The following is a 9,481-nucleotide window of genomic DNA, read 5'->3' as shown; positions in this document are numbered from 1 at the left end:
CTTGGCTTATCTGCGACAGGCTGAGGAAGAAGTTGCTCACGTCTGTTGCGCCGTTAAGCGACACACTATTGCTGTACCGATAGCCCGTGTCGAAGAAATCGCGCACGTTGTTTTTTATCGGCACGTAACTCTTAAAGTTCTGTGTGCCTTCGTAAACCGCTCCGTAACGCAACCACGAACCATCGAAACGCGGCCCCCAAGAGCCGTTCTCGTTGTCGGTTTTGTTGCCATACCAACCCATACCAAAGTCGTTTTGCATCTGCGGCAGGCGCAACAGCGTTTCCCACTGCATGCCGCCGTTATACTCTATACCCAGTCCCCTTTGGGCTTTCTTACCCGTCTTGGTGGTGATAAGGATAACACCGTTGGCGGCTCGGCTACCATACAGGGCCGTTGCAGCCGCTCCTTTAAGGATGGTCATGCTCTCCACGTCGTCGGGATTTACGGCACTAGCACCGTTACCAAAGTCGTAACCGCGGTTCAAGTCCCTGTCGGTAGATACCGTGCTGTTGTTAAGCGGCACGCCATCGATAACGTATAGCGGCTGATTGGTGCTGCCCAACGAACTGATACCGCGCACGATAACCGACTTAGACGAGCCAGGGTCCGACGAAGAACTGGATATTTGCACGCCCGCCACCTTACCTGCAAGGCTCGACATGATGTCGTTGGTGCGCGCCGCGGCAATCTCGTCGCCCTTAACAGCCGTGGCCGAAAAGCCCAACGCCTTGGCCGAACGCTTAATGCCCATCGCCGTAACCACCACTTCGCCCAACGTAGTGTTCAGTGGTTCGAGCACAACACGCATGTTATCCTTGGCTGTTACGTCCACAGCCTTCATGCCTGCCGAAGATATATGCAGCTTAGCACGTTCGGGTACGGTAAGCGTAAACTGTCCTTCGAGATTGGTAACGGTGCCCTGACCCGTACCCGTTACAACGACAGAGGCCCCAATCACGGGTTGTCCGTCTTCCGAACTGATTACTGTTCCTGAGATTTTCATTTGGGCCAAGGCCGCTCCCATACACAAGAAGAGGCTGCCCAATAGCATAGTAAACCTTTTTCCCATAAAAAATTCTCTCATTAGTTATTATAAAAAACAACACCTTATGGTTGCCTATTGATTATTCAGCGTAGAAGGATGGCCAAAGCCTTATGTTCGAATTACAAACGTTTAATGAATATTGCAAAGCTATGAAAAATTTAAACACCTACCAAATATTTTGCAACTAAAATCGTTATTTTGATTAATATTCGGCAATAAATGAATAAAAACACAACCAAAATACAATGTTTTCGCACACATTCGCTATCTTTTTGACAGCAAACATTTTTGCAATTCTTTCATTTTATGCGCTTTATTTACCACCAATCCTTTTGCATTTGCACAATAAATTCATACCCATGCGCAACTTCTTCCTAAATGTTTTGGGCGTTCGGGCGCATTACCTTAATTTTGCATCACCGCTAACGGCAAGGCAAACGCCGCCCATTGGGCCTTCGGGCCACACACGCCAAACATAAAGACAGAACGACATGGACAACAGAATACCGCAAGAGTGGAACGACATCCTGCTCAAAGACGTCAACTTCATCGACCTGATGAAACACCGCATATATAATGTGCTTATCGTAGCCAACCCCTACGATGCCTTTATGTTGGAAGACGATGGCCGCATCGACGAGAAGATGTACAACGAATACGTTGAACTAGGACTGCGCTATCCGCCCACATTCAAGCAGGTTAGCACCGTTGAAGAGGCCGAAGAGGTGATGCAGAGCATTAGCGTAGACCTCATCATCTGCATGCCCGGCAATGCCGACAACGACGCATTTGCCGTGGCGCATGCCGTAAAAGAGCGTTTCCCACTGGTGCCTTGCGTGGTGCTTACGCCGTTTTCGCACGGCATAACGCGCCGAATGCAAGACGAAGACCTCAGCATCTTCGACTACGTGTTTTGTTGGTTGGGCAATACCAACCTCATCCTCTCCATCATCAAGCTTATCGAAGACAAGATGAACGTGGAACACGACATCGAAGAAGGCGGTGTGCAGATGATTTTGCTGGTTGAAGACAGCATACGTTTCTACTCCTCCATCCTCCCCAACCTGTACAGCTACATCCTCGTTCACAGCAAGCGCATATCCACCGAGGCCCTTAACCGTCAAGCGGCCGCCTTGCGAATGCGGGGCCGGCCCAAAGTGGTTCTCGCACGAACATACGAAGAGGCGATGGAATACTACAACAAATACGCCGACAACATTTTGGGCGTCATCAGCGACGTACGCTTTCCCAAAGACGGCGTAAAGGACCCCGAGGCGGGCATCAAGCTGCTGCGCGAGATACGCCGCCGCGACGAGTTTGTGCCGCTCATCCTGGAAAGCTCCGAAACAAACAACCGCGAAAAGGCCGAGAAAGAGGGATTTCGCTTTGTAGACAAGAACTCGAAGAAGATGAACATCGACCTCCGCCACCTCATGGAAGAGCACATGGGCTTTGGCGATTTCATCTTCCGCGACCCCAAAACGCGCAAGGAGGTGGCGCGCATCGCCTCGCTTAAACAGCTGCAAGACAACATCTTCAACATCCCCTACGACTCGATGCTCTTCCACATCAGCCGCAACCACGTTAGCCGTTGGCTTTCGGCCCGGGCCATTTTCCCTGTTTCGGCCTTCCTCAAAGGCGTTACGTGGCACAAATTAAAGGATGTGGATGCGCACCGACAAATTATCTTCGAGGCCATTGTGCGCTACCGCAACATGAAAAACATCGGTGTTGTGGCCGTGTTCGACCGCATGAAGTTCGACCGCTACGCCCACTTCGCACGCATCGGCGACGGCTCGCTGGGTGGAAAAGGCCGCGGACTGGCCTTTCTTGATAACATCATCAAGCGGCATCCAGAGTTTAACAACTTTCCGGGCGTAAAGGTGCACATCCCTAAGACGGTTGTGCTGTGTACGGATTTCTTCGACCAATTTATGGAGCAGAACAACCTTTACCAAATTGCCCTAAGCGATGCAACCGACGACGAGATACTTCGCCACTTCCTCGCCGCAAAGCTTCCCGACAGCCTTAAAGCCGACTTCACCACCTTTTTCGAGGCCACGCGTTGCCCCATTGCCGTGCGTTCTAGCTCGCTACTCGAAGATGCGCACTACCAACCCTTTGCTGGAATATACAGCACATACATGATTCCATACGTGGAAGATGCCGAAATGATGCTCCACATGCTTGCCGCGGCCATCAAAGGCGTGTACGCATCCGTGTTCTATAAAGACTCAAAGGCCTACATGTCGGCCACAAGCAACGTTATCGACCAAGAGAAAATGGCCGTCATCTTGCAGGCCGTGGTGGGTAAAGACTATGGCGGGCGATTTTATCCCAACATCAGTGGTGTGCTGCGCTCCATCAATTACTATCCCGTTGGCGACGAACAAGCCGAAGACGGCATTGCCAACTTGGCTCTGGGGCTAGGCAAATACATCGTGGATGGCGGTCAGACACTGCGCGTTAGTCCCTATCACCCCAACCAAGTGCTGCAAACAAGCGAGATGAAAATTGCTCTGCGCGACACGCAAGCGCAATTCTACGCCCTCGACACCACACACCTCAACACCGATTTTGCCGTAGACGACGGCTTTAACATCCTGAAACTGGGCGTAAAGGAGGCCGAGGCCGACCATTCGTTGCACTTCATCGCCTCTACATACGACCCCAACGACAACATCATCCGCGATGGCCTTTACGAGGGCGGGCGTAAGCTCATCACCTTTGGCGGCGTGCTTAGGCACGATGCTTTCCCCCTACCGCAAATCATGCAAATGGCCATGCGCTATGGCGAGGACGCCATGAAACGCCCTGTGGAAATTGAGTTTGCCTGTAACATCAACGCCGACCGTACGGGCGAGTTCAACCTTTTGCAAATACGCCCCATCGTAGATGCCAAACAAATGCTAGACGAGGACCTGTCGGCCATACCCGACAAACAGTGCCTGCTACGTTCGCACAACACCTTGGGACATGGCGTTAGCGACGACGTTACCGACGTGGTGTACGTTAAGTACGGCGACAACTTCTCGGCTGCCGACAACTATCGCGTGGCCGAAGAAATTGAACGCATCAACAACAGCTTTCTGGGCACCGACCGAAACTACATTCTTGTGGGTCCTGGCCGTTGGGGTTCGAGCGACTTTTGGTTGGGCGTTCCCGTAAAATGGCCGCATATCAGTGCGGCGCGCGTCATCGTTGAGGTGGCATTAAACAACTACCGCATAGACCCAAGCCAAGGAACGCACTTCTTTCAAAACCTCACCAGCTTTGGTGTTGGCTACTTTACGATAGACACGAACATTCCCGATGGCCTTTTCCGCAAGGACATTCTCGATGCTATGCCCGCCATCGAAGAGACACAACACGTGCGACATGTGCGCTTTAACCAGCCTTTGCGCATATTGATGGATGGAATGAAGGGAGAAGGTGTGGTTGCTTTTTCTAAGTAGAAAGGAGAAGGAAGTAAGGAGAAAGTAATAAGTAGTGAGGAGGAAGTAGTAAGGTAGTAAGGAGGAAGTAGTAAAGTAGTAAGGAGAAAGGAGGAAGTAACAAGAGGGGAAGTAACAAGGGGGAAGTAACAAGGAGAAAAAGGAAACAGGGAAGTTTATAAGCGCACAAGACCATTGAGCCAAATTTACTAGCTTAGTTAGGCTGGCTAGATTAACCAGAAATACTAGATTTACTAGGATTGCTAGATTTACCATGACCACTAGATTAACTAGATAACTTGGATTACTAGTTACTAGATTAGCTAGGATAACCAGTTACTAGATTAACTAGGACTACGGGATTAACTAGAATTACTAGATTCACTAGAATTGCTAGATTTACTAGGATTACCAGCCCATCTAGATTTACCAGCCCATCTAGAATTTCTAACCCATCTACTTTTACGAGGCTTACCAACTTCAAAAACCTACCATATTCTTTACAAAACACACCTTCTATCCCACTCCATTCTAGCGAAAAACAAGGCTAAAAAACGTGCAATTAGCCACAATTTACTGCTTAACGCGCTCCCGTTTCACCCCAAATTTAAGGGAATTGTTTGCATTTTGCACCATTTTACCTTTCTAGATTGGGTGCCGGCTCGTAATTTTCCAAGCCCAAATACCCACTTTTTACCCCCAAAAACCCATTTCTTAATGGCCATTTTGCCCCTTTCAGCCATATTTTTAACCATTCGAGAGGGTTGTATTTATACTTTTCAAGCGCATATTTATACTTTTTGGCTCGCATTTAGCACCATTTTGCCTTGCGTTTTGCACCATTTTACCCTGCGTTTTGCACCAAAACGCACGCTATTTAGCACCAAAACGCACTGCATTTAGCGGTAAAACGCACTACATTTAGCGGCAAAACGCACTACATTTAGCATCAAACAGCCCAAAACCTGTTGCAAATGGCGTTCCCTTGGAATAGATATTCATTTTGCATCATTCGCAGACTACCCCCATTTTGTACCCAAACAAACTCGTCTAAGAATCGATTTTTTGCGGCAAGTTGGGCGTTTGGTTGAAAAAAATGCAGTAATAACGTTAAAGTCTTTACTGAAAAACGGACAAAGATTGGCCAGTTGAGGAGTTAAGGAGTTAAGGAGTTAAGCCAAATGTTTAGGCAGCGTTAGGCTAATAGGATAGGTCAGACCAGTCGGACCAGTCTGACTTGTCCGGCTTGTCCGACTTGTCCGAAAGCTAGAATAAACTAGAAATCTAGAAACCGCTAGACAACTTTAAAGGGCGTTAGCCATCTTTTCACCCTTTCATCTTTAGGAGTTATGGAGTTATGGAGTTATGGAGTTAAGGAGTTAAGCCAATTGTATAGGTGGCGTTAGCCATTTTTTCACCTTTTCACCTTTTCACTTTTTCACCTTTTCACCTTTTCACCTTTTCACCCTTTCACCTTTTCACCCTTTCACCTTTTCACCCTTTCACCTTTAAAAGTCATCTTTTCACCTTTTCTCCTTTAACGCGCAAAAGCCATATCTTGCCGCGATAACGGCATAGATATGGCTTTCGCTTATGATGTAACTTACGCTGCATTAATAGGAGCCTAAGAAAGTGCGGCAAGGCATTTTGCCGTGCCACACTTTAAGGCAGCCTGCGCTGCAAAGCAAAGCTAGAAGGCGTAACCTATGCCAACCATCAGCGCATCTACGCCGTAATCGGCGAAGGCATGGTGGTAGGCCACGTTGAGTTTGAAACCCGATAACTCGCCACCAGCACCAAAAGTAAGGGCATTAGAGCCCTTGTCGGCGTACTGATAGCCCACCCTTGCAGATAGCATGCGGTTGTAAGTGTACTCCAAACCACCGGCAAGCAAGGTTTCGCTAGCATCTTTCGGGGTGAAATAACGACACGTAACGGCATAGGTAAGGGCGTGTTGCGGCGCGAAATTTACGGCCCAGTCACCACCTACAACCACCGAAGTGGGCAGACTTTGGGGTATGCCCGTATCGTTAAACTTCACCGACTTGCCGAAATCCAACAGTCGTGCGCCAACGGTTAGCGTGGTTGGAACAGTTGGGCAGATGTTGAAACCCTTCTGATAGGCCGCTCCAACAGAGAAAGCGTAAGCGTTTGCGCTGGTTGCGGCATGACTTCGGGCGTAGGTTGCAGTGGCATACACGGCCACTTCGGGCGTTACGGCGAACGAATAACCCAAGTCGAGGGCCATATCGTAGGGCGAAACCTTATCCGGTTCGCCCGTAGCACCCACCGATGGAACCGTTAGGCCGCCAAGGTAACGCACGCCTGCCATCAATGCCGAACGATTGGCAAAGCGATAGCCCGTGGCAAAGTTGTATTGCATCAGTCGGCCCTCGTCGGTCTTGGGCTGTGCCTCGGCAGACACGTCGGCCACAAAACGTTTTTCGCCAAAGGTAAGGGCGGCCGGGTTAGTGTAAATGTGCATTTGGTTGGCATTGCCAAGCAAAGTGCCACCCAGGGCTGCTGTGCGCGCATCGGGTGTGGCTTCTAGCACAGGTAGTATGCGGCTTTGCGCCGTGGCCTCCATTGCAAGGCTTGCGCCAAGCGCGAGGAATGCCATTGATATCTTATTCATAGCGTGCTGTTTATTTCTTGATGAAGGTGTGTTTGCTTGTTATGCGCTCGGTTTTGAGCAGCAGATAATAGGTGCCAGGGGCTAGTCGGTCGATGCCCAAAGTCACTTCGTGCGTGCGACTGTCGGGCGTTAAGGTTTCGTCGATAAGCTTTTGGCCGCGCAAAGAGGTAACGATAACCTGCACTTTACCTACCCCACTGCGCATAAGTGCCTTGATGTAGCTGTGCGCCGGTATGGGATAGATGGTGTGCACGTCGGGTGCGTTCTTGTCGGTAACACGCACCTGGATGGTTGTTGTGGTGCGTTTGCCGCCGTCGATGGCCGTGAGGGTTATCGTGGCCGTACCTTTTTGTCCAGGGGTTAGCGTTAGTTGCGTGCCCGTTACCGAGGCTTTTACCACCGCATCGTTGCTAGATGTGGCCGAGAATTGCATCTCGCCACCGCTCATGGCCGTGAAAGCGTTGGCCAAATTGATTTGTGCGGCCTCGCCCTGCTCGAACAACGACACGTCGCCAAGCGCGTTTGTGGGCGTGGGAGCCGTGTGCGAAACCACTTTATAGGCGAATTTCTGCACCGTCTTGCCGCCAAGTTGGTCGGTAAGGGTCACTTCAAATCCGTACGAACCTACCGAACCTACCTTTATAAAGAGGTCTAAGGCGTTGCCTACACGTTTAATTTCAACGCCACTTGGCAGCGCGGTGGTGGTATAGTTCCATGTGTGGCCGTCTTCATCGGTTACGGGCATCACCTTATGGAAGTAAGGTTGCGTGTCGAGTAGTCGCAACGTGTCGGTCATTGCGCCGCCAAGTACGGGCGCATGGTTAAGGCGCGTTTTGAAACCAGCCGTTACATCGGCCGAAGTATTGTTGAAACGGTCGCGCGCCGACATCTTTACCACATAGTCTACATCAGTGTCTAGCCCCGTAAACTCTTGCTCCAGCTGTGTGCCGACAGGCTTGTCGTACGAATAACGAGTAAGGCTTTGCACGGGTTTGCTCATGTCGGCCTTCTTATATAGGTGTATGTCGTAGGCAAAGGCCGTGTGTTGTGGGTTCAGCGCATCGGCATCGGCGGTTACTTTCCACGTTATGCGGGCATCATAATAGCCGCGAGTGGCATCCGCAGAATAGTCGGTAACGGTTATTTCTGGTGCATCGGGTTTCTGCGTTTCGGGGTCGGCAAGGGCAAAATCTGCATCAATAAAGCCCACACCCATCTTGCCTGCGAGGTTGGCATCGGTCTTTACGGCATAGGGACTAGTGGCCTTTACGGCTCCTAGCAAGCGGCGGCGAAGGTCCTCGTTGGTGAAGTTGGGGTTGGTTTTACCAAACTTCGACACAATCAGCGCGGCAATACCCGATACGTGGGGCGCGGCCATAGAGGTGCCTTGTGCGTAGGCATAGTTGTTGTCATTGGGCAAAGTGAAGTCGGTATTGGGCGTACCGCCAGTGCTCATTTGGGCAAAACTACTGGGTACGGTACTTAATACGCCCCTCATTACCTCGCCTGTTTCGGTGGTTCCGCCCGGTGCAAGGATGTCAACCCACGGCCCTTTGTTCATATAGTCGGTGGGAATACCCATGCTGCTGGTTGCGCCCACGGCCACCACGCGCGGATAAGAGGCGGGTATCATGTCGATGTCGTATTGCGAATCGTTACCCGATGCAAAGACAACAAGACCACCTTTCATGTAAGATCCAGGCTTTTTGTTGCCCTGCGGGTCGCATCCGGCATAGTCGGTAAAGTAGTTGATGCCGTCTTTCAGCAAGTCGAACTGCGCTTTGAAGATGCTTTGGAAGTTCTCGTCGTTGAGGTATTTGCTTCGGTCGAAGGCGTAACCCCACGAGCAGTTGCATACGGACGCACCGTTTTCGGCAGCAAATTCGAAGGCTTTAACGATGTAAGCGGTAGATGCAGTCTCTTTGGTTCCATCGCGGCCGTATATTTCGCAGCTCATCAGTCGCACGCCCGAATCGTCGCTGCCGTTGCCACCAGCCACACCACAAACGCCCAGGCCGTTGTTGTTTCGTGCGGCAATGGTTCCTGCCACGTGCGTTCCGTGTCCGCCAGCCACGATAACGTTGGGGTCGCCCTTACCGCTTTCGGCTGCATAGAAGTTGCGTCCGTGTATCTTCTGGCCCGTATTCTTGTCAACACCTTGCCAGGCAGAGGCGGCCAAGTCTTCGTGTTCGAAGTCGACACCCGAGTCCATCACGGCTACCACCACATTGGGGCTGCCCGTTTCTTTCTGCCAAGCAGGGAACAGGTTTACGTCTGCCCCTTCTTTAAACAGGCCATACGAACCGATGGTTGTGGTGTAATGCCACTGGTATCGTAAGTAAGGGTCGCTAAAATTAAGTGGACCTG

At 50.7% G+C, this 9,481-nt stretch carries 4 protein-coding genes; 1 reads left to right on the top strand and 3 read right to left on the bottom strand.

What is annotated here, in order from left to right; all coding sequences use genetic code 11:
- On the bottom strand, window positions 1-1,069 hold a 1,069-nt coding region (locus BN93_RS09900; RefSeq protein WP_044260381.1), incomplete at its 3' end, for a TonB-dependent receptor plug domain-containing protein.
- Window positions 1,070-1,536: 467 nt separating this feature from the next.
- Between BN93_RS09900 and BN93_RS09895 the strand changes: the two genes are divergently transcribed.
- Window positions 1,537-4,500: a PEP/pyruvate-binding domain-containing protein gene (locus BN93_RS09895; protein WP_019188176.1), complete on the top strand. Its 2,964-nt coding sequence runs from the start codon at window positions 1,537-1,539 to the stop codon at window positions 4,498-4,500.
- A 1,669-nt stretch (window positions 4,501-6,169) separates the two neighbouring features.
- On the opposite strand, the gene BN93_RS09890 is transcribed toward BN93_RS09895, so the two are convergent.
- Both BN93_RS09890 and BN93_RS09885 read right to left on the bottom strand, forming a co-directional pair.
- On the bottom strand, window positions 6,170-7,114 hold the full coding sequence (locus BN93_RS09890) for a PorV/PorQ family protein (RefSeq protein WP_044260379.1): 945 nt from the start codon (window positions 7,112-7,114) through the stop codon (window positions 6,170-6,172).
- 10 nt (window positions 7,115-7,124) lie between these two features.
- Window positions 7,125-9,481: S8 family peptidase (locus BN93_RS09885; protein ID WP_044260377.1), on the bottom strand; the 2,357-nt coding region annotated here is incomplete at its 5' end.

This window comes from Prevotella conceptionensis 9403948 (assembly GCF_000312305.1).
Classification (GTDB): domain Bacteria; phylum Bacteroidota; class Bacteroidia; order Bacteroidales; family Bacteroidaceae; genus Prevotella; species Prevotella conceptionensis.
This window is presented reverse-complemented; position numbering and strand designations above follow the sequence as displayed.

Excerpts from the sequence above, each read along its gene's own strand:
- BN93_RS09895 (WP_019188176.1), top strand. The coding sequence starts at position 1,537 with ATGGACAACAGAATACCGCAAGAGTGGAACGACATCCTGCTCAAAGAC.
- BN93_RS09890 (WP_044260379.1), bottom strand. The coding sequence starts at position 7,114 with ATGAATAAGATATCAATGGCATTCCTCGCGCTTGGCGCAAGCCTTGCA.